Origin of the sequence: Mesorhizobium sp. M1A.F.Ca.IN.022.07.1.1, from assembly GCF_003997575.1 — a bacterium.
In the GTDB taxonomy this organism is placed as follows: Bacteria; Pseudomonadota; Alphaproteobacteria; order Rhizobiales; family Rhizobiaceae; genus Mesorhizobium.
In genome coordinates, this window is record NZ_RZST01000053.1 from 1 (window position 1) to 22,615 (window position 22,615).

At 64.4% G+C, this 22,615-nt stretch carries 27 protein-coding genes; 17 read left to right on the forward strand and 10 right to left on the reverse strand.

Annotation, left to right across the window (positions count from 1 at the left end; all coding sequences use genetic code 11):
* The 7 genes from EOA75_RS08915 to EOA75_RS08945 all read left to right on the forward strand — a co-directional run.
* On the forward strand, positions 1 to 458 hold a 458-nt coding region (locus EOA75_RS08915), incomplete at its 5' end, for an MFS transporter (RefSeq protein ID WP_127324098.1).
* 140 nt (positions 459 to 598) lie between these two features.
* Positions 599 to 1,780, forward strand: coding sequence for a cell wall hydrolase (locus EOA75_RS08920; RefSeq protein WP_127324099.1), 1,182 nt, complete (start codon positions 599 to 601; stop codon positions 1,778 to 1,780).
* Between the two features lie 290 nt (positions 1,781 to 2,070).
* Positions 2,071 to 2,463 (forward strand): AtpZ/AtpI family protein, encoded by a 393-nt coding sequence (locus EOA75_RS08925; protein WP_066999046.1) that lies wholly within the window; start codon positions 2,071 to 2,073, stop codon positions 2,461 to 2,463.
* Positions 2,464 to 2,528: 65 nt separating this feature from the next.
* Positions 2,529 to 3,290 (forward strand): F0F1 ATP synthase subunit A, encoded by a 762-nt coding sequence (locus EOA75_RS08930; RefSeq protein WP_127324100.1) that lies wholly within the window; start codon positions 2,529 to 2,531, stop codon positions 3,288 to 3,290.
* A gap of 79 nt (positions 3,291 to 3,369) precedes the next feature.
* Entirely contained in the window at positions 3,370 to 3,594 is a 225-nt protein-coding gene (locus EOA75_RS08935; RefSeq protein WP_066999040.1) for a F0F1 ATP synthase subunit C, read from the forward strand.
* A gap of 62 nt (positions 3,595 to 3,656) precedes the next feature.
* Positions 3,657 to 4,238, forward strand: a complete 582-nt coding sequence (locus EOA75_RS08940) for a F0F1 ATP synthase subunit B (protein ID WP_067327804.1) — start codon at positions 3,657 to 3,659, stop codon at positions 4,236 to 4,238.
* A 10-nt stretch (positions 4,239 to 4,248) separates the two neighbouring features.
* Positions 4,249 to 4,740 carry a F0F1 ATP synthase subunit B gene (locus EOA75_RS08945; RefSeq protein WP_066999035.1) on the forward strand — a complete coding sequence of 164 codons (492 nt, stop codon included), beginning with the start codon at positions 4,249 to 4,251 and terminating at the stop codon, positions 4,738 to 4,740.
* A 207-nt stretch (positions 4,741 to 4,947) separates the two neighbouring features.
* On the opposite strand, the gene EOA75_RS08950 is transcribed toward EOA75_RS08945, so the two are convergent.
* Entirely contained in the window at positions 4,948 to 5,646 is a 699-nt protein-coding gene (locus tag EOA75_RS08950) for a ribonuclease HII (RefSeq protein WP_067327805.1), read from the reverse strand.
* 255 nt (positions 5,647 to 5,901) lie between these two features.
* The gene (locus tag EOA75_RS08955; protein WP_127324101.1) at positions 5,902 to 7,056 is read right to left on the reverse strand and encodes a PA0069 family radical SAM protein; all 1,155 of its coding nucleotides are present in this window, start codon (positions 7,054 to 7,056) and stop codon (positions 5,902 to 5,904) included.
* Positions 7,057 to 7,204: 148 nt separating this feature from the next.
* Between EOA75_RS08955 and EOA75_RS08960 the strand changes: the two genes are divergently transcribed.
* Both EOA75_RS08960 and EOA75_RS08965 read left to right on the forward strand, forming a co-directional pair.
* Entirely contained in the window at positions 7,205 to 7,708 is a 504-nt protein-coding gene (locus tag EOA75_RS08960; protein ID WP_095800921.1) for a glycosyltransferase, read from the forward strand.
* A gap of 194 nt (positions 7,709 to 7,902) precedes the next feature.
* Entirely contained in the window at positions 7,903 to 8,877 is a 975-nt protein-coding gene (locus EOA75_RS08965; RefSeq protein WP_095801114.1) for a hypothetical protein, read from the forward strand.
* A 14-nt stretch (positions 8,878 to 8,891) separates the two neighbouring features.
* Here the strand turns inward: EOA75_RS08965 and moaB are convergent, their stop codons facing one another.
* The 6 genes from moaB to EOA75_RS08995 all read right to left on the reverse strand — a co-directional run bounded on the left by moaB (position 8,892) and on the right by EOA75_RS08995 (position 12,602).
* On the reverse strand, positions 8,892 to 9,440 hold the full coding sequence (moaB, locus tag EOA75_RS08970; RefSeq protein WP_066999023.1) for a molybdenum cofactor biosynthesis protein B: 549 nt from the start codon (positions 9,438 to 9,440) through the stop codon (positions 8,892 to 8,894).
* Positions 9,440 to 10,321, reverse strand: a complete 882-nt coding sequence (locus EOA75_RS08975; protein WP_127324102.1) for a 4-(cytidine 5'-diphospho)-2-C-methyl-D-erythritol kinase — start codon at positions 10,319 to 10,321, stop codon at positions 9,440 to 9,442. The genes moaB and EOA75_RS08975 overlap by 1 nt, the downstream gene beginning before the upstream one ends.
* 26 nt (positions 10,322 to 10,347) lie before the next feature.
* The gene (locus EOA75_RS08980) at positions 10,348 to 10,533 is read right to left on the reverse strand and encodes a hypothetical protein (protein WP_066999017.1); all 186 of its coding nucleotides are present in this window, start codon (positions 10,531 to 10,533) and stop codon (positions 10,348 to 10,350) included.
* Positions 10,534 to 10,617: 84 nt separating this feature from the next.
* Positions 10,618 to 11,475 carry a S49 family peptidase gene (locus EOA75_RS08985; RefSeq protein ID WP_067327810.1) on the reverse strand — a complete coding sequence of 286 codons (858 nt, stop codon included), beginning with the start codon at positions 11,473 to 11,475 and terminating at the stop codon, positions 10,618 to 10,620.
* A gap of 108 nt (positions 11,476 to 11,583) precedes the next feature.
* Positions 11,584 to 12,378: a methyltransferase gene (locus tag EOA75_RS08990; protein ID WP_127324103.1), complete on the reverse strand. Its 795-nt coding sequence runs from the start codon at positions 12,376 to 12,378 to the stop codon at positions 11,584 to 11,586.
* On the reverse strand, positions 12,378 to 12,602 hold the full coding sequence (locus EOA75_RS08995; RefSeq protein WP_066999078.1) for a DUF2007 domain-containing protein: 225 nt from the start codon (positions 12,600 to 12,602) through the stop codon (positions 12,378 to 12,380). The genes EOA75_RS08990 and EOA75_RS08995 overlap by 1 nt, the downstream gene beginning before the upstream one ends.
* A 162-nt stretch (positions 12,603 to 12,764) precedes the next feature.
* On the opposite strand from EOA75_RS08995, the gene EOA75_RS09000 reads away from it, so the two are divergent.
* The 5 genes from EOA75_RS09000 to EOA75_RS09020 all read left to right on the forward strand — a co-directional run bounded on the left by EOA75_RS09000 (position 12,765) and on the right by EOA75_RS09020 (position 17,732).
* On the forward strand, positions 12,765 to 13,778 hold the full coding sequence (locus EOA75_RS09000) for a polyprenyl synthetase family protein (protein ID WP_095801112.1): 1,014 nt from the start codon (positions 12,765 to 12,767) through the stop codon (positions 13,776 to 13,778).
* A 107-nt stretch (positions 13,779 to 13,885) separates the two neighbouring features.
* A complete protein-coding gene (locus EOA75_RS09005; RefSeq protein WP_095800918.1) occupies positions 13,886 to 14,551 on the forward strand; it encodes a GntR family transcriptional regulator in 666 nt (221 codons plus the stop codon).
* 196 nt (positions 14,552 to 14,747) lie between these two features.
* Complete coding sequence (locus EOA75_RS09010) at positions 14,748 to 15,356, forward strand: biotin transporter BioY (protein WP_127324104.1); 609 nt, start codon at positions 14,748 to 14,750, stop codon at positions 15,354 to 15,356.
* Positions 15,353 to 15,769 carry a DUF1284 domain-containing protein gene (locus tag EOA75_RS09015; RefSeq protein WP_095800916.1) on the forward strand — a complete coding sequence of 139 codons (417 nt, stop codon included), beginning with the start codon at positions 15,353 to 15,355 and terminating at the stop codon, positions 15,767 to 15,769. The genes EOA75_RS09010 and EOA75_RS09015 overlap by 4 nt, the downstream gene beginning before the upstream one ends.
* Before the next feature lie 187 nt (positions 15,770 to 15,956).
* Entirely contained in the window at positions 15,957 to 17,732 is a 1,776-nt protein-coding gene (locus tag EOA75_RS09020; RefSeq protein WP_127324105.1) for a tetratricopeptide repeat protein, read from the forward strand.
* Positions 17,733 to 17,781: 49 nt separating this feature from the next.
* Here EOA75_RS09020 and EOA75_RS09025 read toward each other — a convergent pair whose 3' ends face one another.
* Entirely contained in the window at positions 17,782 to 18,243 is a 462-nt protein-coding gene (locus EOA75_RS09025) for a GNAT family N-acetyltransferase (protein ID WP_127324106.1), read from the reverse strand.
* A gap of 172 nt (positions 18,244 to 18,415) precedes the next feature.
* Here EOA75_RS09025 and EOA75_RS09030 point away from each other — a divergent pair, with 172 nt between their 5' ends.
* A complete protein-coding gene (locus tag EOA75_RS09030) occupies positions 18,416 to 19,360 on the forward strand; it encodes a glycine--tRNA ligase subunit alpha (protein WP_082954005.1) in 945 nt (314 codons plus the stop codon).
* Here EOA75_RS09030 and EOA75_RS09035 read toward each other — a convergent pair.
* Entirely contained in the window at positions 19,357 to 19,539 is a 183-nt protein-coding gene (locus EOA75_RS09035) for a hypothetical protein (protein WP_127324107.1), read from the reverse strand. The two genes, EOA75_RS09030 and EOA75_RS09035, sit on opposite strands and share 4 nt — an antisense overlap.
* 276 nt (positions 19,540 to 19,815) lie before the next feature.
* Between EOA75_RS09035 and EOA75_RS09040 the strand changes: the two genes are divergently transcribed.
* Both EOA75_RS09040 and glyS read left to right on the forward strand, forming a co-directional pair.
* A complete protein-coding gene (locus EOA75_RS09040) occupies positions 19,816 to 20,193 on the forward strand; it encodes a DUF559 domain-containing protein (protein ID WP_281058523.1) in 378 nt (125 codons plus the stop codon).
* A 69-nt stretch (positions 20,194 to 20,262) separates the two neighbouring features.
* Positions 20,263 to 22,615, forward strand: a 2,353-nt coding sequence (gene glyS, locus EOA75_RS34915) for a glycine--tRNA ligase subunit beta (protein WP_245466593.1), incomplete at its 3' end; no start/stop codon positions are given.

The following is a 22,615-nucleotide window of genomic DNA, read 5'->3' on the forward strand; positions in this document are numbered from 1 at the left end:
GCACATGGGTGACCAGCGCCACCCTCGCCGCCGTGCAGACGGGCGCCATGGTGATGCGTGTCTGGAGCGGCCGCTACACCGACCGCCACCGCAACCGAAGGCCGTTCCTGAGGTTCTGCAGCGCGCTGAGCGCGCTGGCCTTCCTGGTGCTATGGGTTCTGGCCATCGCTGCGGCCAGGCAGCCGTCGCTGCTGTTGCTCCTGCCCCTTATGGTGATCGTAGCCGGCATCTGCGTATCGGCCTGGCATGGCGTTGCCTATACCGAGCTTGCGACACTTGCCGGTGCCGGCCATGTCGGCACCGCGCTCAGCCTCGCCAACACTCTGGTCTTTGTCGGCTTCTGCCTGGTGCCGATCGCCATTCCCTGGCTTCTGCTTCTCTTCGCATGGCCGGGCGTGTGGCTGGCGGCCGCGATCTGCGCGGCGATCGCATGGCCGATTTTTCTGCGCACGGCCTGACGTTTTCGCCGGCTTTCCACAGCTGGCGGAGGCCGGCTTATCTGCAACATGAAAAAAACACGATCGGTGCCGTTAACCCCCCATCAAGGTTAATGCTTCATTTTGGCTCTCCGGGGTCAGTAGCGTTTCTGGAGAGTTCCGTGCATCGACGCGTTCTTACGCGGCTCGTCGCCGCCGCCGTTGCGAATAAACGTTCCTTCCTTCCTCCTTTGGTTCTGGGGCTCGGCTTCTGGGTCGGCTTTCCGTCCGTCGTCGCTTACCAGGATATGGCAAGCCTCGTGTCCGGGCTGGAGTCGCCCAGTCATCGCTGGAATGCCTATGTCGAAAAATCCGTCGCCGGCTCGGTGCACGCCGCCGAGATGCCGTTCGTCGATTCGGCCGCCACGGGCTCGATCTCCGGCTCCGGCGTGGACCTGCCTGGCGTTGGCACGGTGGCGCTCCGCGGCAAGGGCAATGTCGCCGGCGCTACGCCCGATGAGGACCGCGTCGTGCGCGCCGACAAGAAGGGCCGCCTCGTCCAGGTGTCGCCCGTTGCGCCGCCGAAGAATTTCAGCGCCGGCTCCATCTTCGAGCGCACCTCCTCGCTGCTCCGTCCGGCGATGGACAGCGGCCTGAAGCTGACTTTCGCCAAGCCCGGCATCAAGGGCAAGGAAATCCAGATCGCCCAGGCCTTCCACATCCGCGAGGACAAGAAGCCCGATCCGGATTTGCCGGCGGCTCTCGTCGCTCTCGTCAACAACGACAAGCCGGACATCCTCGCCACCGCCTATGCCCAGTCGGCGCCGGACTATGCCAAGGCCTCGCCCTTTGAGGCTCTGCTGCAGGACGATCCGAATGACGGCCGCTTCATTCCGCCAATGGGCAAGGGGGATCACGCCTGGATGCAGAATCCGCTGCCGGCGGCCGTCTTCTCCAAGCCGGAACAGGAATGCCTCGCCAAGGGCATCTATTTTGAGGCGCGCAGCGAACCGATGCGCGGCCAGGCCGCGGTGGCGCAGGTGATCCTAAACCGCGTCCGCAACCCTGCCTATCCGAAGACGATCTGCGGTGTCGTCTACCAGAACGACAACTGGTTCAACCGCTGCCAGTTCTCCTTCGCCTGCGACGGCAGGAAGAAGCGCATCAACGACGCGGTTGCGTACAAGACCGCCCAGGATGTCGCCATGGCGGTGACCGCCGGCAAGATCTTCATCCCCGAGGTCGGATCCTCGACGCATTACTACGCCAATTACGTCCATCCGGGCTGGGCGCGCGCCATGCAGCGCATGACCAGGATCGGCCTGCATATCTTCTATCGCACCTATGGCGGCGGCTGGAGCTGAGCCGTTTAGGCGGCTCGAACTGAGCCGCTTGATCGGCACCCCGCGGCAACGCTCTTTCTCGTTTGCTGCGCGCACCGATCAGCGCGGCTTGTCGCCCGGATTCGCGCCGAGTCCTCGCACAGGCGTGACGGGCACGATGTCGCACCCGGATAAGCCATTGATTCGAAAGCGGAAAATACATCGCTTTGAAGTTCGGCCCGTGGCTTGACGGGCGCGGACCCGCTAACTATGTTGCCGGCGACTTTAGAAGCGGACGGACGGTGATCGTCTGCCCGGGCAGGGGGGTTGCGATGGCCGACAAAAACGGGCCAGACGGAACCGGAGAAACCGGCCGCGGCAGGCAGCCAGAAGCCACCATCCGCGACGACGAACTTGAGCGCCGCCGGCGCGAGCTTGAAGCATCGCTTGCATCAAGACGCACGGACCGGCTCGAGGGGAAAGACGAAGCGAAAGCTGCGACCGGTTACGGTCAGGCCCTGAAACTGTCCAGCGAGTTCATCGCCGGAGTGGTGGTTGGTGTCGGCCTGGGCTGGATCATCGACCGCTTGGCGGGAATCGCGCCCTGGGGTCTGATCGTCGGCCTGCTGCTGGGTTTTGGCGCCGGTATACTCAATGTCCTGCGTTCGTCGGGACTTGCATCGGAATTCGGCCAGGGCGGCAAGCCGCCCGAACCGAAGGACTGAAGTAAGGCGCCGCAAGGCGCGAAAGAAACTTAAGAAGCCGGTTGTGGCTTTGACGGGGATTTAAAGTGGCTGCTGCTGACCAGGTCGATCCGATCCACCAGTTCCAGATCCATCCGATCATCCCGCTTCATATCGGCGGCTACGACATTTCTTTCACCAACTCCGCTCTGTTCATGGTCGTGACGATCGCCGTCGCTTCCGCTTTCCTCTACATGAGCACCGCCAGCCGCGCCCTCATTCCTGGCCGCCTGCAGTCGGTCTCGGAAATGGCCTATGAGTTCGTCGGCAACATGCTGCGCGATGCGGCGGGCAAGCAGGGCATGCAGTTCTTCCCGTTGGTGTTCTCGCTGTTCATGTTCGTGCTGGTCGCCAACCTGATCGGCCTGTTCCCTTATTTCTTCACCGTCACCAGCCACATCATCGTCACCTTCACGCTGGCGATCCTGGTCATTGGCACCGTCATCGTCTACGGCTTCGCCAAGCACGGCCTCGGCTTCCTCAAGCTGTTCGTGCCGCATGGCGTGCCTGGCTATCTGATGCCGCTGGTGGTGGCGATCGAAGTCATTTCCTCTGTCTCGCGTCCGGTCAGCCTCTCCGTTCGTCTTTTCGCCAACATGCTGGCCGGCCACATCACGCTGAAAGTGTTTTCGGGCTTCGTCGTCAGCCTCAGCGCGCTGGGTGCGGTCGGCATCGCCGGCTCGGTCCTGCCGCTCGCCATGGCGGTTGCCCTGACGGCGCTGGAACTGCTGGTCGCCTTCCTGCAGGCCTACGTCTTCGCGGTGCTGACCTGCATGTATCTGAACGACGCTCTGCACCCGAGCCACTGATCGATTTTCACCGGCGCCCCGGCGCCAGCATACCCAACGTACCAACCGCAACGATTACGAAAACCACAGGAGTTTTGAAATGGACGCAACTGCAGCAGCTGCTATCGGCGCTGGTATCGCCTGCATCGGCATGGGCGGCGCCGGCATCGGCCTCGGCAACATCTTCGGCAGCTATCTCTCGGGTGCGCTCCGCAACCCGTCGGCCGCTGACGGCCAGTTCGGCCGCCTGATCTTCGGCTTCGCCGTGACCGAAGCGCTGGGCATCTTCTCGCTCCTCATCGCGCTGCTGCTGGTCTTCAGGTAAGAACCACGCGCTGACGAAAGGGGCCGCATGGTGCGGCCCCGCCGTATGGACAGGGGAATGAGATGTTCGTGACATCTGCCTTTGCGCAAGAATCCGCGCCGGCCACGGCCGAGGGCGATACGCATGCGGGCACCGCCGTGCCTGCCGAGGAGCATGGCACGTTCCCGCCGTTCAATGCCGAGACCTTCCCGTCGCAGATCCTGTGGCTCGTCATCACCTTCGGGCTCTTCTATCTGTTCCTGAAGCGGGTTGTGATGCCGCGCATCGGCGGTATCATCGATGTCCGCAACGATCGCATCACCCAGGATCTCGACCACGCCGCCAGGCTGAAGGGCGAGGCGGACGCTGCCGTTGCCGCCTATGAGCAGGAATTGGCGGAAGCCAAGGCCAACGCCAACAAGATCGGCCAGCAGGCGAGCGACGCCGCCAAGAGCGAAGCCGAAAGCACGCGCAAGAAGCTCGAGACGGAACTCGAGAAGAAGCTCGGCGAAGCCGAGGCGAGCATCGCCTCGATCAAGGCCAAGGCGATGAAGGAAGTCGGCACGATCGCCGAGGACACCACGTCGGCCATCGTCGAGGCGCTGGTCGGCGGCAAGACCGACAAGGCCGAGATTTCGGCCGCGGTCAAATCCGCGACCCGGTGAGGAGGCCATCATGGACGCCACATCACTTGCCACGCTCTGGGCCACCATTGCCCTGATCATCTTCCTCGGCGCCGTCATCTATCTGAAGGTGCCGGGCATGCTCGCAAAGTCGCTCGATTCCCGCGCGGCCAAGATCAGCAGCGAACTCGAGGAAGCGCGCCGCCTGCGCGAAGAGGCCCAGCAGCTGCTCGGCCAATACCAGCAGAAGCGCAAGGAAGCCGAGAAGGAGGCCGCCGACATCGTCGCCGCCGCCAAGCGCGAGGCCGAGCTCCTTGCTTCCGAGGCGCATAAGAAGACCGAGGACTACGTCGCCCGGCGCACGGCGCTTGCCGAGCAGAAGATCAGCCAGGCCGAGCGCGAAGCGATCGGCGAGGTGCGTGCCAGCGCCGTCGACATCGCCGTCGAGGCCGCCCGTGCGCTGCTTGCCGCCAAGGTCGACGCCAAGGCCGGCGCCGATTTGTTCAAGTCGGCGCTGCAGGACGTGAAGGCCAAGCTGAACTGAGCGGCTCTGCCGTTGCTGACATGAAGCCGCCTGGGCAACCCGGCGGCTTTTTTGTTTTGGGCGCGAATAATCTCCCCTCTTGAGGGGGAGATGTCGCCGAAGGCGACAGAGGGGGTCGTTGCGCGTAGAGCTCAACCCCTTGTGCGACTAAAGAGGGCGTCGGTGCTTCACGCGCGACGACTCTCAGCCTGCCTTCAAGAGGGGAGATTAATCTATTCCCTCGAAGCTCTCTTCCGCTTCCGCCACCTCGACGCCGCCAAACCGGAACGGTGCGAACGACGCCCTATGCAGTCGCGCCACCGGGCCATGCGCCTCGATCGCGGTCCGGTGGCGGACCGTCGCGTAGCCCATATGCATTTCGAAGCCGTAATGCTCATGATGGCCGCCGCAGCCGCACATCATGCGGTCGCGCATCACCTTGGCGATGATCGAGGCGGCGGCGATAGATTGCGAGCGCTGGTCGCCCTTGATCAGCGCGCGTCCCTCGCAGGTGAGCCCTGGCGGCACGTCGCGGCCGTCCGCCAGCGCCAGTTTGGGCGGCAGCGACAGTCCGGCGGCGGCGCGGCGCATGGCTTCCAGGCTGGCTTTCAGAATGTTGCTGTTGTCGATGCCTTCGGCGCTGATCGAGGCCATCGAGACGCTGAGCGCCGAGCCCAGGATTTTGAGGAACAGCGCCTCGCGCTGCAGATGGGTGAGGCGCTTGGAATCGTCGAGCCCTTCGGGAATGTTGGCCGGGTTGAGCACCACGGCCGCGGCCACCACCGGACCGGCAAGCGGCCCGCGGCCCGCCTCGTCCATCCCCGCTACCGGCCACAGCCCCTCGGCCATCGCTTTCGTTTCAATCGAGAAGTCGGGCTTCTCGACCATTTCGAAGAGAAGCGGAGAATCGGAACGCGCGCGAGCCATGGTGCGGCGAGGTTCGCATCGGCTCCGATTCTCCGCAAGTCCCTCCGGGTCGGATGGGGCGTCGGACCGGGAGGGCACCGTCTCACGGCCGGGGGACTGGGCCGGACGGGATTCTTGAGCAATTCCAGGAAGAGTGCGTAGCGGGCCTTCCGTACGAAGTTACATCAAAACAGAGGGTTAGCGGATCGCAATCCGGGCGCAAAACTCTGCCTCCCGAGTTGCCTTAGCCGCCGGCCTTCGCGGCCGGCATCATCTTCACAGCAGCATCAACTGCTCGCCGACGCCGGAGCCTGCGACGAATTGGTCGGTCCGAAGCTGCCGCCGCTCGGCATTGAGGCCGAGCCGCTTGGCGGCGATCTCGAAGCGCCGGCCGATCTGCCAGGCATAGGGTCCGGCGCCCTTCATGCGCCTGCCCCATTCCGAATCGTAGTCCTTGCCGTCGCGCATCGAGCGGATCAGCGACATCACATGCCGGTAGCGATCCGGATAATGGCGCAAGAGCCAGTCCTTGAAGATCGGCGCCACCTCGAGCGGCAGACGCAGCACGACATAGCCTGCCTCCCTGGCGCCGGCGGCACGCGCCGAATCGAGGATGCGCTCCATCTCCGGATCGGTGAGGCCGGGAATGATCGGCGCCACCATCACTGAGGCGGGGACGCCGGCATCCGAAAGCTGCCTTATCGCTTCCAGACGCTTTGTCGGCGTCGAGGCGCGCGGCTCCATGGTTCTCGCCAGCATGCGGTCGAGCGTCGTCACCGACAGCGCCACCTTGGCGAGGCCGCGTTCGGCCATGCGCGACAGGATGTCGATATCGCGCGTCACCAGTGCCGACTTGGTGACGATGCCGACCGGATGGCCGCGCGCCTCCAGCACCTCCAGGATCTCGCGCATGATCCGGTATTGCTTTTCGATCGGCTGGTAGGGATCGGTGTTGGTGCCGATGGCGATGGTGCGCGGCTGGTAGCCGGGCTTCGACAATTCCCTGTCCAGCATTCGCGCCGCATCGGGCTTGGCAAAGAGCTTCGATTCGAAATCGAGCCCCGGCGACAGGCCCATGAAGGAATGCGTCGGCCTGGCAAAGCAGTAGACGCAGCCATGCTCGCAGCCGCGATAGGGATTGATCGAACGATCGAAGGAAATGTCCGGCGACTCGTTGCGCGTGATGATGGTGCGCGGCTTCTCGACCTGCACCTCCTTCTTGAACGGCGGCAGTTCCTCCAGCGAGTTCCAGCCATCGTCGAACACATGCCGGCTGACCGGCTCGAAGCGGCCGGACGGATTGATGCCCGCGGAGCGTCCGCGATTGCGGTCCGGCCGCACGCGCATGCCGCTCTGTTCTATCATTGCATTTGCCATCTCGGCTCTGCCTGCTCCGAAAGCGGCAATGTCGGCGCGCACGATCTGTTCCATTTTCGCCCTCTCCCAGGGACTGTCGGCAGGCTGTCGAATCGCTCTGTTCATGAAACTATTCCTATTTTGCCAATGAGAACAAAGCAAGAACTTTTTCGTTCAGAACGCGCAACTGGCGCAGCGCCGCGCTTTCCGCTATTCGGCTAAAATGCTCAGCGTCCTCATCGAAACCAGGAACGACGAAGAAGGCCTTGCCCGCACGCTGGCCTCGCTGATCGGCGGCGCGGTCGAGGGCGTGGTGCGCGACGTCATCGTCTGCGACACCGGCTCGACCGACCAGACGCATCGCGTCGCCGAGCATGCCGGCTGCCACCTTGTCGCCGGCGGCATCGCAACAGGCATCGGCCAGGCCAAGGGCGACTGGCTCCTGCTTCTGGAACCCGGCGCCCGGCTCGCCGAAGGCTGGATCGACGACGTCGTCGCTCACGCGGCGAGGCAGACGATGCCGGCGCGTTTTTCACGCGCCCGCGGCAATCGCACGCCGTTTCTGGTCCGGGTTTTTTCGGGCAACCGGGCTCTGGAGGAAGGGCTTGTCATCAGCAAGCGCCAGGCCACGGTGCTGGCGAAAAGCGCCCGCAGCGCCGAAGCCCTGGCGCGGGGCCTCGCCACCAGAAGGCTGAATGCCGAAATCTGGGTGGCGCCGCCGAAGTGAGCGCATGCCCTCCTTCTCTCCAGAAGGCGAAAAGAGAGAAAAAGGCCGCGAACTTTGCCGGCCCATTCTATTGTGCATTGCACAAAAACCTGCAGTGGATTAGCATCTGCTTGAAGCGGGACAATCGGGATTGGGTGACGATGAAGCGGCAGACGGCTGGCGCTTCGTCGGACGCCGTGCATACGAGGAACCCGATGAACCTTGGTACTCCAGACAATTCAGGCGCGGCCAGCCTGGAGGCGATCGCTCGTAATGGCAGCCTGTTCAGGCGCATCGCCGTGCGCATCCCGACCTATCTGAAAGATCTACGCGAAAATCCGGCCTGGCTGCCGATGTTCGTGCTGGCGCGCACCATGCCGGGGCGCCGCATGCACTGGCTAGGCGCCAGACGCGTTCGCCCGCTCGACAATGCGGGAGAGACGATGTTTGCCGGCGTCGATCGCGAGGCGGTGGTCGCGGCGCTTCGCTCCGATGGACTGTTTTCGGGGTTCACGCTGCCGTCGGCGATCCATGAGGAGATCGCCGTTTTTGCGCAACGCACGCCCTGTTTCGGCAATTTCGACCGCCGTCTCGAATTCATTCCGGGCGACCATGCCGAGGCGGAGAAGCGTTTCGGCCGCTCGCTGCTCAGCGGGCATTATTTCGAACGCATTCTCGATTGCCCGGCGGCGCTTGCCATCCAGCGGGATCCGCTGCTCCTCGAGGTCGCGCAGCACTATCTCGGCGGCCAGGCGAAACTGATCACGACGCGCGTGTGGTGGAGCTTTCCGACCGGCAAGGCCTCGGATGCCGACAAGAATCTCGCCTCGCTCGGCAAATACCATTTCGATCTCGACGATTGGCGGATGCTGAAATTCTTCTTCTATCTGGTGCCGGTCGACGCCGGCACCGGCCCGCATGTCTATGTCCGCGGCAGCCACAGGCGCCGCGCGCTCAAGCACCAGCTCACGCTTCTGGTCGGCCACCCCGCGGAAGACGTGCTGGACGTCTACGGTCCGGAAAGCGCTGCGACGCTGACGGGCGAGGCGGGCCTCGGCTTCGTCGAGGATCCGTTCGGCTTCCATATGGGAACGGTGCCGACGCATACGCCGCGGCTGATGATGGAAATCGGCTTCGGCGTCTCGCGGCCGTCGCGCCGTCGCTTCCACGGCGAGCCGGTCATCCGCTGAGCCGGACGGGGCCGCTACTCCGGCTTGCCGCGGCGCCTGAGGTGCTCGTCCAGCCGCGGCATGATCTCGACGAAGTTGCAGGGCATGTGCCGGTAGTCAAGCTGCGCCTTGATGATGCCGTCCCAAGCATCCTTGCACGCGCCGGGCGAGCCCGGCAGCACGAAGATAAAGGTGGCGTTGACGACGCCGCCGGTCGCCCGGCTCTGGATCGTCGATGTGCCGATCTTGTCATAGGAAATCCGGTGGAAGACTTCCGAAAAGCCGTCCATGCGCTTTTCGAAAATCGGCTCCAGCGCTTCCGGCGTTACGTCGCGGCCGGTGAAGCCGGTGCCACCCGTGGTGATAACGACGTCCACCGTTTCATCCCTCGACCAGGCGAGCACTTTTTCGCGGATCTTCTCGCGGTCGTCGGTGACGATGTCGCGAGCCACCAGTATATGGCCAGCCTCTGCGATGCGGTCGGCCAATATCTGCCCGGATTTGTCCTCGGCCAGGCTGCGCGTGTCGGAAACGGTCAGCACCGCGATGCGCACCGGGATGAAGGGGCGGCTTTCGTTGGCCATCAGTCGGTCTCCATGCTGCGCGTCGCGGCCACGAACCAACTGGGATGGCGGCGGCGGATGTCGATCGCCGCGCGCTTGGCGACATTGCCAGTCTCGAACAGGCCGAAGCAGGTAGCGCCGGAGCCCGACATGCGGGCAAAGGCGGCTCCCGCTTTTTTCAGCGCCTTGAGCGCATCTCCGATCGCCGGTTGGATGGCGCGAGCGGCAGGTTCGAGATCGTTCCGCGTCGTGTCGAGCCAATTGCGCATGCTGTGAAAATCGAGGCGGCCGGGCAGCGGCGGCAATGCCTCATTGTCAGGTTTGGAAAGCGCTTTGAACACTTCGGGTGTCGAAACGGCCACGCCCGGGTTGACCAGGATGAGCGCCAGCGCCGGAAACTCCGTCAGCGGCGACACTTCATCACCAATGCCGCGCGCAATGAGCGGCCTTGCCTTGAGGCACATCGCCAGATCGGCGCCGAGCGTCAGCCCGATCCGCGCCAGCCCCGCCTCCCCGATGTCGAGCTTCCAGAGGCGCGAAAGGCCGTTGAGCGCCGCCGCCGCGTCGCTCGAGCCGCCGCCGACGCCGGAAGCGACCGGCAGGTTCTTCTCCAGCCGGATGGCGACTGGTGGCGCCTGTTGCGCGCCGGCTTCCCGCCGCAACGCGTCGCGCGCTTTGAGTACCAGATTGTCGCCATCGATTGGCACGCCGGCGGCGAAGGGACCAGACGCCGAGAACGCATCGTCTTGCGCCAGCTCGATCTCGAGCCGGTCGCCGAAGCGCGTGAACACGGCAAGGCTGTCGAGTAGGTGATAACCGTCGGCGCGCCGTCCGGTGACGTGCAGCGCGAGGTTGATCTTGGCAGGCGCAAGCCATGTCCGGGACTTGGCCTCGGCCTCCAGAATGTCGGCTGCTGGCGAGATGGTGTTCAGTCCTTAGCCAGACGGTACTCGCCGGTCTTCGGATCCTTGACCAGCGTTCCCATCGTGCCGTTGGCCGCCTGCTTCTCGGTGCGCCGGATCTTGGCCGTCACGCGCTCGGCCTCGCGTACGAAAGCGCGATAACCGAAATAGGCGGCGGCGCCGACGACAACGAAGAAAATGATCTGCGGCATCTCACAACTCCTCCCGCGTTTCTCGCGGCAAGGCCGGCCGGATGGGTCGGTCAAGCGGCCATGCTAGACGCAATCATGGCTTTTTCAAAGCCCGAAGCGCGCCCACAGCGCGCGCTCTTCCGCCGCATCGATGACGCCGCTGGCCGCGGCCGCGGCGATGTCCGGCGCCGAAAAACGCGATCCGAACAAGCCGAAACGGCCGAAAAGCCCGCGCGGCGCGGTGATCAGCCTGAGCTGCGTCTTTTCGCCGAAACGGGTCTTGAGCACGCTGCGCATGTCGCCCAGCGCATCGACGAGGCCGAGCTCGAGACCCTTTTTGGCGGTCCAGAACAGTCCGGTGAACAGATCCGGGTCGTCCTTGAGCTTGGTGCCGCGCCGTTCCTTGACGAGATCGATGAAGGTCTCGTGCACTTCGAGCTGCAAGGCTTTCAGCCGCTCGACGTCTTCCCTCTTTTCCGGCTTGAAGGGGTCGAGCACGGCCTTGTTCTGGCCCGCGGTGTGGACGCGCCGCTCGATGCCGATCTTCTTCATCAGCTCCGGGAAGCCGAAGGAGGCGGAGACGACGCCGATCGAGCCAACGATCGAGGAAGGGTCGGCGAAGATCTCGTCGCCGGCGATTGCGATCATGTAGCCGCCGGAGGCCGCCACATCCTCGATGAAGACGAGCACTCGTCTGTCCTTCTCTGCCGCCAAGTCGCGGATGCGCTTGAAGATCAGCCGCGACTGCACCGGCGAGCCGCCCGGCGAGTTGATCGAAATCGCAATCGCCGGCGCGTCGAAGCCGAACGCCTTCTCGATGAGCCCGGCCGTCGAGGCGAGCGACAGGCTTGGCCGGAACTGGCCGCCGCCGGGCATGATCGTGCCATGCAGCCGGATGACCGGAATGGTGACGACTGTCGAGCGCCAGGATTTCGGCAGCAGGCGGTTGAAGAAGCGTTTCACGAAAGCTTGTCTCCACAAGAGATGCTAGAGCAAGGTCAGACCTCATCCTTGCTCCCGGGCATGTAGGAATTCGCCGCGCAACGGCAATGCCGCATCGCCGGCCTCTGATCAATCGCCGAACAGCGACGCCAGCCCGTTGTTGATCATTTCGGTCCGCTCCGTCGGCTCGTTGCCGGATGCGCCGTGCAAGGTGAGCGGAGGCCGGATCGACAGTTTTCCGCGCGCGCCGAGCACCGCCCTGACGACGATGCGGATCGCCGCCGCGTCTGGGCGCGGGTGCACGCAGAGCATCTCGGCATCGCCGAAGCGGCCTTCCATCACATCCAGGATGGCGACAAGCTGCTCCGGCCGCGCAATCGCCGCCAGTCCGCCGCGCGGCTTGACGACGGCGGCCGCACTTCTGATCCAGCGCTCGAACAGGCCGTCCTCCGCGACATGCGCTTCTCTGCGCAGCGCGTCCGGCGTTGCGCGGTCTTGTGCCGCGTTGAAGGGCGGGTTCATGACGACGAAGTCGAACGAATTGTCGGCAAGTCCGGCTCCGTGCCGTGCCCGTCCCGCAAGCGTGACGTCGGCCTTAAGCACCGAGGCGCGGTCGCCGAGATGCGCGTTGCCGGGGTGGGCAAGCGTGGCGGCGGCAAAGGCCGCCATCTCCTCGGAACGCTCGACCAGAACCGCGTGTGCCTCAGGGCAGCGCGACAGCACGGCGAGCGTCGCCGCACCGGCGCCCGCGCCGAAATCGGCGAGCCGGCCGGAAAAGCCGGACGGGACGGCAGCAGCCAGCATCATGGCGTCCATGCCGGCACGGTGGCCTTGTCGCGGCTGCACCAGCCAGAAGCGCCCGCGATGGAAGGCGTCGACCGTGTGGGCCGGCGTGTCCGGGGCGAGGGTGGTTGATGCTGCCATTATTGCCGGCGGATCTCGTTCTCGATGCCGGCATCCTTCAGGATGCGCCGCGCGGCATCGGCTTTCTCGGCATCGACCATGACGCGCCTGGGCAGGATGCCGATCGATCCGTCGAGCACGCTCATGTTCTGGTCGGCGACGAAGCAGGCGATGCCGGCGTCGCGCATGAGCGATTCGACGAAGGAGATGAGGACGGCGTCGTTGGTGCGGACAAGCTCGATCATGGAATGAAAATCGCAGGTTGCGGCGCTCATGTAAACGCCAGGGCAGCCCAGCGCCAGCCAAACCGCGCCAATTCGCCTCTTGCCGTGCGCGGTTGTGCCGACCTAGAGTCCCACCGGGACCAGGGTGTTGTCGGGCGCGTCAATGAGACGGGAGTGATCGTGGTGGGTGTCGTTCTGAATATCGAAGGCAAGCGGGAACCTGCTTCCATCCAGGATCTCATCGACCTGACGGCAGCCGACATGGGACGGGTCAACGAGCTGATCCTGTCGAAGGCCGGCTCCGACGTCGAGATGATCCCGGAGGTCGCCAACCACCTGATCTCGTCCGGCGGCAAGCGGCTGCGGCCGATGCTGACGCTCGCCGCCGCCCAGATGTTCGGCTATGCGGGCGAGGGGCACGTCAAGCTCGCCACCGCAGTCGAATTCATGCACACCGCGACGCTGCTCCACGATGACGTCGTCGACGAGAGCGCGCTTCGCCGCGGCAAGAAGACGGCGCGCATGATCTGGGGCAACCAGGCGAGCGTGCTGGTCGGCGACTTCCTGCTCGGCCAGGCTTTTCGCATGATGGTCGAAGTCGGCTCGCTGGAGGCTCTCGACATCCTGTCGAGCGCCGCCTCCATCATCGCCGAGGGCGAGGTGATGCAGCTTGCGGCTGCCAAGAATCTGGAGACCACCGAGGACGAGCACTTCGCCGTTATCAAGGCCAAGACCGCCGCCCTGTTCTCGGCCGCCGCCGAGGTCGGTCCGGTGATCGCGCTCGCTTCCCGCACCGACCGGGCGGCGCTGCGCTCCTATGGCATGAATCTCGGCCTTGCCTTCCAGCTCATAGACGACGCGCTGGACTATGGCGGCTCCAGCAAGGATCTCGGCAAGAATGTCGGCGACGATTTCCGCGAGGGCAAGGTGACGCTGCCGGTGATCCTCGCCTATCGGCGGGGCACCAAGGCCGAGCGCACCTTCTGGAAGCGCGCCATCGAGGAAAATGTCGCCGACGATGCCGGGCTCGAAAAGGCGATCGGTCTGATGACCCGCCATGGCGCCATCGCCGACACGATTGGCCGCGCCCGTCACTTCGGCGAGATCGCCCGCGACGCGCTCGCGCCGCTGGAGGCGACGCCGCAGAAATCGGCGCTGATCGACGTCATCGATTTCTGCATCAGCCGCGTCAACTGAGCGCCTGGCGGTTCTCCTTGGCATCGCCTGGCGTCCGCCGGGCGGGCGCCTGTGATTCCGCTCTGGCCGTCTCGACAAACGGCAGCTCAGCAAATTATCTATAAAACATGGCCACCACAGAGGACACGATCGCCGTCCGCATCAGCAAGGAACTGGCGGACCGCATCATTTCGGGCGCTATCGAGCCCGGATCGCGGCTGCGCCAGGATCATGTCGCCGAGGAATTCGGCACCAGCCACGTGCCGGTGCGCGAGGCCTTCCGCCGCCTCGAGGCGCAGGGTTTGGCGATCAGCGAGCCGCGCCGCGGCGTGCGTGTGGCCGCTTTCGATCTCGGCGAGGTCAGGGAAGTGGCCGAGATGCGCGCCGCGCTCGAAGTGTTGGCGCTGCGCCACGCCGCGCCGCATCTGACGCCGGCGATCCTCGACCGCGCCGAGGAGGCGACCAAGGCGGGCGACAAATCCCGCGATGTCCGCTCCTGGGAGGAGGCCAATCGCACCTTCCACCGCTTGATCTTGACGCCCTGCAACATGCCGCGTCTTCTCTCCACCATCGATGACCTGCATGCCGCAAGCGCGCGTTTCCTGTTCGCCGCCTGGCGCTCCGAATGGGAGACCCGCACCGATCAGGATCACCGCGCGATCCTGAGCGCGCTGAGGCAAGGCAACACGGAATCGGCCGCCGCCACGCTCGGCCGGCATGTGCAATGGATCGGCCAAAAACCGGTCAAGACCGCTTCCGGCAGGACTCGCGACGCCTTCGCCATCGTCGGCTAACGCGAGAACACAGACACAGCCGCCTTTCTGCGCTCAATCGCAGTCAAATGTCGGTTTTGGGCGCCCGATTGCCCATGAATGGCTCAGCCTCGTTGCCCTCCGCAAGGCAGCGCTTGCCATCTCCGCAAAAATATGGATTCGATAATAGATCGATTGCAGGAATTATCTATAATTTCAACGAACCAGGGACCTCACCGTGACAAACATCGCCGTTTCGACCCGCCAGTCTTCCTTCAGCCCGCTCCAACTGCACAGCCGCTCCGTTGCCTGGCAGTTCGGCGCCGTCGTCCTCGGCTCGCTGTTCCTGGCGCTGTCGTCCTACATCGAGGTGCCGATGGTGCCGGTTCCGGTGACCATGCAGACCTTCGCGGTGACGCTGGTCGGTGCGCTCTATGGCTGGCGCTTCGGCGCGCTGACCATCGCGGCCTGGCTGGTCGAGGGTGCCGCCGGCTTCCCGGTTCTGGCCGGCGGTGCGGCCGGCGTGCAGCATTTTATGGGACCGACCGGCGGCTATCTCTTTTCCTTCCCGATCGTCGGTGCGATCGTCGGCTGGCTGGCCGAGCGCGGCTGGAACGGCAATCGGGTGATGCTTGCCTTCGCCGCCATGCTCATCGGCAATCTTCTATGCCTGGTTCTCGGCACGGCCTGGCTTGCCGCCATGATCGGCGCCGAGAAGGCCATCACCTTCGGCTTCCTGCCCTTCATTGTCGGCGGCCTCTTGAAGTCGGCGCTGGGCGCCGCGACGCTGAAGCTCTTTTCAACCTATGGGGCCGAACCGCGCGACCGCTCGTCAAAGACGCAATGACTGTCAGGCTGCGCGCCCACCATCTGCTCTGCCTGCTGACCTATGTCGGCAAAGGCTACTCGCCCGCCTTCACCGCCAACTACGACAAAGTGGTGAAGCGGCTGGGCGAGGGCGAGGCGGTCCTGATCGTGTCCGGGCCGGACGCCATCTGCGCCCCGATGCTGGACGAGCGCGAGCCGCACTGCCTGGGCGAAGGCGCCGCCGAGCGCGACGCGCTCGCGGCGCGCGACGTCGGCGCTCTCCTCGGCCGGCCCGTCCGGGCCGGCGACCGGCTCGTGTTGGATGCCTCCAGCCTGGCGCCGATGCGCAAGGCGTTTTCCTCCGGCCTGACGCGTCAGGCGTGCTCGGGCTGCGAATGGTCCGACCTGTGCAGCGCGGTTGCCCTCAGCGGATTCCAAGATACGCGTCTTTAGGCGGCGCTGTCTGCGGCTTCCCGCGCCGGACTTTTTGGACAAACGCCGTATTTTTTAAGCCCGATGATTGCATTGTGATTCGCTGCGGATTGAAGCCTGACCCCAAAAAGGCCATGCTTTGTCGGGAAAACATCGACTCTGTGGGCGGTCCGCCAAGGGGGGATCGCGTCTGGCTGAAAGGGATACAATGCGGCAAGGACGTGCGCGCTGGCTGACGAGGCTGGCATTTTTAGCGGGTGTGGCGCTGTCGGTGCTGCCTGCCCATGCCAAGGAAAACTCCCAACCGGTCCAGATCACGTCCTTTTCGGGCGCCTATCTTGCCGCCCATATTGCCGAAAGCGACAACGATCTCGACAATGCCATCGCCTATTACAAGCAGGCGCTGGCCTTTGCCCCCAATGACACCGAACTGCAGCAGAGCCTCATGCTGGCGCTGGTCGCGCAGGGCCGCTTCGAGGAATCGCTGGTCTATGCCGACAAGCTCAAGGAAGTTCCCGATGTCGAGCGCTTCTCACGTCTGGCGCTTGCCGTCAATTCCTTCCACAAGAAGGACTACGCCAAGGCTCAGTACTGGCTGAAGCTGTCGCTCGAATCCGATCTCGACCGGCTGCTCTCCGGCATCATGGACGGTTGGGCCAAGGAAGGCGCGGGCGATGCCTCCGAGGCGATGGCTTCGATCGACAAGCTGAAGGGGCCGGACTGGTTCGGCCTGTTCAAGTCCTTCCATCGCGCCCTCATCGCCGACGCCGCAGGCCTTTCCGCCAAGGCCGATGAGATCTACGCCGCCACCCTGGCCGATACCGCCGCCGGCGGCTCCGCGCCCGAGACGTGGATGCGCAATGCCCAGGCCTATGCCTCGTTCCTCGCCCGCAAGGGCGACAAGACAAAGGCGATGGCGGTGCTGAACCAGGCCGAAGCCTTCGCGCCTGGCAAGCTCGAAATCACCACGCTGCGCGACAGGATCAGCAAAGGCGACAAGATCGAGCCCCTGGTCGCTACCCCGGCCGACGGCGCCTCGGAAATCCTGCTCGACCTCGCCACCGCGCTCAACCGTGGCGGCGGCGAGCCTTTCGTTAGGCTCTATCTGCAATATGCGCTGGCGCTGAAGCCGGACAGCGACGCGGCCCTCGTGCAGCTGGCCGCCGTCGCCGAGCAGCTGAAGGACGGCGAAGGCGCGATCGCGCTCTATCGGCGCATTCCGGCCTCCTCGCCATTGAAGGAGCTTTCTGAGCTGCAGCTTGGCCTGAACCTTGCCGACATCGACCGTCACGACGAAGCCATCGCGCATCTCAAGGGCTACGTCGATGCGCACCCGACCGACATGCGCGGCTACCTGGCGCTTGGCGGCGTCTACTCCTCCAAGGAGGACTACCGTTCGGCTGCCAATCTCTACGACAAGGCGGTCGAACAGCTGAAGACGCCGACCGCCGCCAACTGGAACATCTTCTACCAGCGCGGTATCGCCTATGAGCGGCTGAAGGAATGGCCGAAGGCCGAGCCCAATTTCCGCAAGGCGCTGGAGCTGCAGCCCGACCAGCCGCAGGTTCTGAACTATCTCGGCTATTCCTGGGTCGACATGAACATGAACCTCAAGGAAGGCCTGGCGATGATCCAGAAGGCCGTGGATCTCAGGCCAAGCGACGGCTACATCGTCGACTCGCTTGGCTGGGCCTATTACCGCCTCGGCCGCTTCGACGACGCCGTGCGCGAAATGGAGCGAGCCGTGTCCCTGAAGCCCGAGGATCCGGTTCTCAACGACCATCTGGGCGACGCCTATTGGCGCGTCGGCCGCAAGCTGGAAGCGACCTTCCAGTGGACCCAGGCACGCGACCTGAAGCCGGACCCGGACGTGCTCGCCACCTTGCAGCAGAAGCTGCTCAAGGGCCTGCCGCCGATCGAGTCCAACACGGCGCAGGAAACGCCGAAGGTGAAACCGGTCCCGCCGGCGGCGCCGAAGGGCTGAGGCGCACATTTCTGCAGTTTGGCGGGGCCCTTGGGGGCCCCGCAACGTTTCAAAACATCTTGCGGTAGACGACGAATCCCGAGCGCTCGCCGATCCTGTCATAGAGCTGCATGGCGGTGTGGTTGGTCTCGTGCGTCAGCCAGTAGACGCGACCCGAGCCCGCGGCTTTGGCGCGCTCGTAAACGCCTTCGATCACCGCCCGGCCGACGCCTTGGCCGCGCGCGGCTTGTGAGGTGAAGAGATCCTGCAGATAGCAGTTCGGCCCGATCGCCGTGGTCGAGCGGTGGTAGAGATAATGGACGAGGCCGAGAAGCTTGCCGTCGCGCTCGGCCACCAGAGCATGCACCGGCTCGTAAGCGTCGAAGAAGCGCGACCAGGTCATCTGGGTGATCTCGCCGGCAAGCGCGGTCTCGCCCGAGCGGCCGTAGAATTCGTTGTAGCCGTCCCAGAGCGGCAGCCACTGCTCGTAGTCCTGCTGGGTGACGGGGCGGACAGTGAGTTGACCACGCATGGCGGGAACCTTTGTCGTTGCGGCTCACCGAAGCAAACGGCCCGCGTGAGCGGCCTTCAATGGGCCAGCCGCCGGCAAAGCGTTCAACCTCTCCTCGATGCGGCGCCGTGCCTTGACGCTTGCCGGCCCGGCAACTAGGGAAAGCCCACTCCCAGCGCTTTCCGAGGCCGCCGTGACCGTCGAGATCCCTGCCCACATGCATCCCAGCCGCTCCTTCCAGGGGCTAATCCTGACCTTGCACAACTACTGGGCAGCTTACGGCTGCGTCATCCTGCAGCCCTACGACATGGAAGTCGGCGCCGGCACCTTCCACCCCGCCACCACTTTGCGCGCGCTCGGCCCGTTGCGCTGGAACGCGGCTTACGTGCAGCCGTCGCGCCGGCCGAAGGACGGCCGCTACGGCGAGAACCCGAACCGGCTGCAGCATTACTATCAATATCAGGTGATCCTGAAGCCGAACCCGCCGAACCTGCAGGAGCTCTATCTCGGATCGCTGGAAGCCATCGGCGTCGATCCGCTGCTGCATGACATCCGCTTCGTCGAGGACGATTGGGAAAGCCCGACGCTGGGTGCCTGGGGCCTCGGCTGGGAGTGCTGGTGCGACGGCATGGAAGTGTCGCAGTTCACCTATTTCCAGCAGGTCTGCGGCATCGAATGCGCGCCGGTGGCGGGCGAGCTCACCTATGGGCTCGAGCGCCTCGCCATGTATGTGCAGGGCGTCGACAATGTCTATGACTTGAATTTCAACGGCCGCGAGGGGCCTGAGAAGGTCACCTATGGCGACGTGTTCCTGCAGGCCGAGCAGGAATATTCGCGCCACAACTTCGAATTCGCCAACACGGCGATGCTGCTTCGGCATTTCGAGGACGCCGAAGCCGAGTGCAAGGCGCTGCTCGCCGCCGGCGCGCCGGCGTCGAACGACAATTCGTCGATGCACCGTCTGGTTTTCCCCGCCTATGACCAGTGCATCAAGGCCAGCCACGTCTTCAATCTGCTTGACGCCCGCGGCGTGATTTCCGTGACCGAGCGCCAGAGCTACATTCTGCGCGTGCGCAACCTTGCCAAGGCTTGCGGAGAGGCGTTCCTGCAGACGCGCGCGGGCGGCCTGGCGACTTAGCCCAAAGTCACGCTGGCGATCTCGGCGGCGGCTGCCATCGGCAACGTGATCTGGACTGTCGCGGCATCGATCGTCCGCAGTGCCTGTCGCACGCCCGACATCGAGAATGTGCCATGCATCTGGGCGGCGAAGCAGGCGCTCAGTGCCAGGATCTGCAGGATTCTCGATGCCGTCTTCATGGTCGTGCAGCCAATAGTTCTCCGTCTGAGCGTCGGTCGCTTCAGCACTGTGTTTGGTTCATGGGGTGTCTGTTCTTATGACGGGTGGGCTCGTGTCGTCCCGACAAAGAACTGAAAATTTCCTGAAATAGCTCGAACTGCCGACCGGCAGGCAGGGTGACAGGCGCGAGCCGAGTTGCTATGCGCCCTCTACCTCCCCCTTGATGGGGGAGGTCGCCACGAAGCGGCGGGTGGGGGTGACGGGCGCTTCCCTATGCCAAACTTGATCGGTTCAAGCTGCAGTCCGCACGAAGGCTGCGCGCGGCAATGACCGAGGAGGAACGCAGGCTGTGGCGGCACCTCTGGCGTATTCCGGTCGAAGGAACGCACGTTCGTCGACAAGCGTCGGTTGGCGGTTACTATCCTGACTTTATCTCCCATCGGCTGAAGCTGATCATCGAGGTGGATGGCTTCCAACATGGCTTTGATGGCCAGCAGTGCCATGATGCAGTCCGAACGAGATGGTTTGAGAGCCAGGGCTATCGCGTCGTCCGCTTCTGGAACCACGAGATAAAAAACGAACTGGATTCCGTTCTCGATACAATCTATGCGGCTGTGGAAGAACGAAAATCACACCTTGGTCTGCGCGATGGTGCCGAAGGTGCTGGCGGCTGAAACGCCGCCACCCCACCCCGGCGCTGCGCGCCGACCCTCCCCATCAAGGGGAGGGTAAGGAGCTAACTGATGCCTGACCTACTCCTAGAACTCCGCTCGGAAGAAATCCCCGCGCGCATGCAGCGCAAGGCGGCTGGCGATCTTCGCAAGATGCTGACCGACGGCTTGGTCGAGGCGGGTCTTACCTATGAGGCGGCGCGCGAATACTGGACGCCGCGCCGCCTGGCGCTGGACGTGCGCGGGCTGACGGCGCGCTCGAAGGACATTCGCGAGGAGATCAAGGGCCCCTCGACCACCGCGCCCGACCAGGCGGTGCAGGGTTTTCTGCGCAAGGCCGGCCTTTCGTCGATCGCCGAGGCGCATGTCCATTCCGATCCCAAGAAGGGCGACTTCTACGTCGCCCACATCTCGAAGCCGGGCAGGGCGGCGGAAGAGATCATCGCCGAGCTGGTGCCGGGCATCATCAAGAACTTTCCCTGGCCGAAATCGATGCGCTGGGGCGCGGCCTCGGCCAAGCCCGGCTCGCTGCGCTGGGTGAGGCCGCTGCAATCGATCGTCTGCACCTTCGGCCCGGAGACCGAGGAGCCGATGGTGGTCGATTTCGCAATCGACGGCATCCGCTCCGGCAACGTCACCTACGGCCACCGCTTCCATGCACCGGGCCCGATCACCGTGCGCCGCTTCGACGACTATGTGGCGAAGCTCGAAGCGGCCAAGGTCGTGCTTGATGCCGACCGGCGCAAGGAGATCATCCTGGCCGATGCCCGCAATGTCGCCTTCGCCAACGGCCTCGATCTCGTCGAGGACGAGGGCCTGCTGGAAGAGGTCTCCGGCCTGGTCGAGTGGCCGGTCGTGCTGATGGGCGAGTTCGAGCAGGATTTTCTCACCATCCCGGCCGAGGTCATTCGCCTAACCATTCGCGCCAATCAGAAATGCTTCGTCACGTCGCGCCCAACCTCCCCGCTAGAGGGGGAGATGTCGGCGAAGCCGACAGAGGGGGGTGCCGTCCCGCCGTTCTCTCAGCGCGAGGCACTCCCCTCTGCCCTGCCGGGCATCTCCCCCTCAAGGGGGGAGATTGGCCAATCGCCACTCTCCGATCGCTTCATCCTGGTTGCCAATATCGAAGCGAAGGACGGCGGCAAAGAGATCGCCTACGGCAATGGCAAGGTGGTGCGGGCGCGTCTCTCAGACGCCCTCTATTTCTGGAAGACCGACCAGGGCGATCTGCCCGACCTCGGCACGCTGCAAGAGTCGGCGGCGAAGTTCGAGCTGGATCTAAAGAAGCCGCTCGACCAGCGCATGGCGCGCCTCGACCACCTCAACGTGACCTTCCATGCCAAGCTGGGCACGCAGGGCGCCCGGGTCGAGCGCATCAAGCGGTTGGCTAAGGAGCTGGCGCCGACGGTGGCGAAGTCGATCTCCCCCCTTGAGGGGGAGATGGCCGGCAGGCCAGAGGGGGTCGCTTCGGCTGGTGCGACGCATTCTGGCCTTTCGAAGAGGGAAGAGGTTGGCACTCCACGCGAGACGACCCCCTCTGTCGCCTCTGGCGACATCTCCCCCTCGAGGGGGGAGATTACCGCGCTCGTCGCCCGCGCCGCGGTGCTCGCCAAGGCCGACCTGCAGACCGAGGTGGTAGGCGAGTTCCCGGAATTGCAGGGAGCCATGGGCCGCAAATATGCGCTGCTGCAGGGTGAGCATCCATCGGTGGCCGCGGCCGCCGAGGAGCACTACAAGCCGCAAGGCCCGTCCGACCGGGTGCCGACCGACCCGGTGTCGGTTGCTGTCGCGCTGGCCGACAAGCTCGACACGCTGACAGGCTTCTGGGCGATCGATGAAAAGCCGACAGGCAGCAAGGATCCGTTCGCGCTCAGAAGAGCTGCACTCGGCGTGGTCCGGATCCTGATCGAGAACCGCATTCGCCTCGGACTGACATCGGTCTTCGCCAACGCCTTTGCGAGCTTCGCCGGCGATGCCGCACAAATTTCGGATCTCCTCGGCTTCTTCCATGACCGCCTCAAGGTATATCTCCGCGAAAGCGGTGCACGATACGATCTTATCGACGCCGTCATCACGCCGCAGTCCGACGACCTTCTGCAGATCGTTCGCCGCGTCGAGGCGCTGGGCAAGTTCCTCGACACGGAGGATGGCAAGAACCTGCTCGCCGGTACCAAGCGCGCCGCCAACATCCTGGCTGCCGAGGAGAAGAAGAAAACACGGGTCGCCGAGATTGTTGAGCCGGCGCTGTTCCGCGAGGATGCGGAAAAGAAGCTGTCGGCCGCGGTGAATCAGGCCGAGAAGGAAGCCGGCCAAGCGATTCAAAACGAAGATTTTTCCGCCGCCATGCTGACGCTTAGCGTCTTGCGTGAACCGGTTGATTCATTCTTTGAAGGGGTTCTCGTGAATGATGAGGATCAGGCCGTGC

What these genes read in the sequence shown, in the direction of transcription:
- EOA75_RS08960 (WP_095800921.1), top strand. Translation starts at nt 7,205, where the DNA reads ATGCTCAGCGTCCTCATCGAAACCAGGAACGACGAAGAAGGCCTTGCC.
- moaB (WP_066999023.1), bottom strand. Translation starts at nt 9,440, where the DNA reads ATGGCCAACGAAAGCCGCCCCTTCATCCCGGTGCGCATCGCGGTGCTG.
- EOA75_RS09020 (WP_127324105.1), top strand. Translation starts at nt 15,957, where the DNA reads ATGCGGCAAGGACGTGCGCGCTGGCTGACGAGGCTGGCATTTTTAGCG.
- EOA75_RS08935 (WP_066999040.1), top strand. Translation starts at nt 3,370, where the DNA reads ATGGACGCAACTGCAGCAGCTGCTATCGGCGCTGGTATCGCCTGCATC.
- EOA75_RS09005 (WP_095800918.1), top strand. Translation starts at nt 13,886, where the DNA reads ATGGCCACCACAGAGGACACGATCGCCGTCCGCATCAGCAAGGAACTG.
- EOA75_RS09015 (WP_095800916.1), top strand. Translation starts at nt 15,353, where the DNA reads ATGACTGTCAGGCTGCGCGCCCACCATCTGCTCTGCCTGCTGACCTAT.
- EOA75_RS08950 (WP_067327805.1), bottom strand. Translation starts at nt 5,646, where the DNA reads ATGGCTCGCGCGCGTTCCGATTCTCCGCTTCTCTTCGAAATGGTCGAG.
- EOA75_RS08945 (WP_066999035.1), top strand. Translation starts at nt 4,249, where the DNA reads ATGGACGCCACATCACTTGCCACGCTCTGGGCCACCATTGCCCTGATC.
- EOA75_RS08990 (WP_127324103.1), bottom strand. Translation starts at nt 12,378, where the DNA reads ATGGCAGCATCAACCACCCTCGCCCCGGACACGCCGGCCCACACGGTC.
- EOA75_RS08980 (WP_066999017.1), bottom strand. Translation starts at nt 10,533, where the DNA reads ATGCCGCAGATCATTTTCTTCGTTGTCGTCGGCGCCGCCGCCTATTTC.
- EOA75_RS08955 (WP_127324101.1), bottom strand. Translation starts at nt 7,056, where the DNA reads ATGGAACAGATCGTGCGCGCCGACATTGCCGCTTTCGGAGCAGGCAGA.
- EOA75_RS08940 (WP_067327804.1), top strand. Translation starts at nt 3,657, where the DNA reads ATGTTCGTGACATCTGCCTTTGCGCAAGAATCCGCGCCGGCCACGGCC.
- EOA75_RS08925 (WP_066999046.1), top strand. Translation starts at nt 2,071, where the DNA reads ATGGCCGACAAAAACGGGCCAGACGGAACCGGAGAAACCGGCCGCGGC.
- EOA75_RS08965 (WP_095801114.1), top strand. Translation starts at nt 7,903, where the DNA reads ATGAACCTTGGTACTCCAGACAATTCAGGCGCGGCCAGCCTGGAGGCG.
- EOA75_RS09035 (WP_127324107.1), bottom strand. Translation starts at nt 19,539, where the DNA reads ATGAAGACGGCATCGAGAATCCTGCAGATCCTGGCACTGAGCGCCTGC.
- EOA75_RS08995 (WP_066999078.1), bottom strand. Translation starts at nt 12,602, where the DNA reads ATGATCGAGCTTGTCCGCACCAACGACGCCGTCCTCATCTCCTTCGTC.
- EOA75_RS09025 (WP_127324106.1), bottom strand. Translation starts at nt 18,243, where the DNA reads ATGCGTGGTCAACTCACTGTCCGCCCCGTCACCCAGCAGGACTACGAG.